We start from the raw sequence: 288 nt of genomic DNA, 5'->3' as shown, positions 1-288 counted from the left end.
TTCAATTACTGCTTCTACTGACTTTGTATTAAAGTAATTTGTCGCTGGATCATAGTCCGTTGGTGTAGCAATGATAACAAACTCAGCATCTTCATAAGCCTTTTGCTGATCTGTAGTTGCTACTAGATTTAAATCTTTTGTAGCCAAGAATTCTTCAATCTCCTTGTCAACAATAGGAGACTTCTTATTATTAATTAACGCTACTTTTTCTTCCACGATATCTACCGCGGTCACTTGGTTGTGTTGAGCTAATAACACAGCATTAGATAATCCAACATAACCAGTACC

General features: G+C 36.1%; 1 pseudogene. It reads right to left on the bottom strand.

What is annotated here, in order from left to right:
• A pseudogene (locus AOA60_RS23645) lies at positions 1 to 288 on the bottom strand (UDP-glucose 6-dehydrogenase); the annotation flags it as partial.

This window comes from Pseudomonas sp. 2822-17 (genome assembly GCF_002742485.1).
In the GTDB taxonomy this organism is placed as follows: domain Bacteria; phylum Pseudomonadota; class Gammaproteobacteria; order Pseudomonadales; family Pseudomonadaceae; genus Aquipseudomonas; species Aquipseudomonas cyclaminis.
The sequence above is the reverse complement of the archived record's forward strand: the minus strand, read 5'-3'. Positions and strand labels throughout refer to the sequence as shown.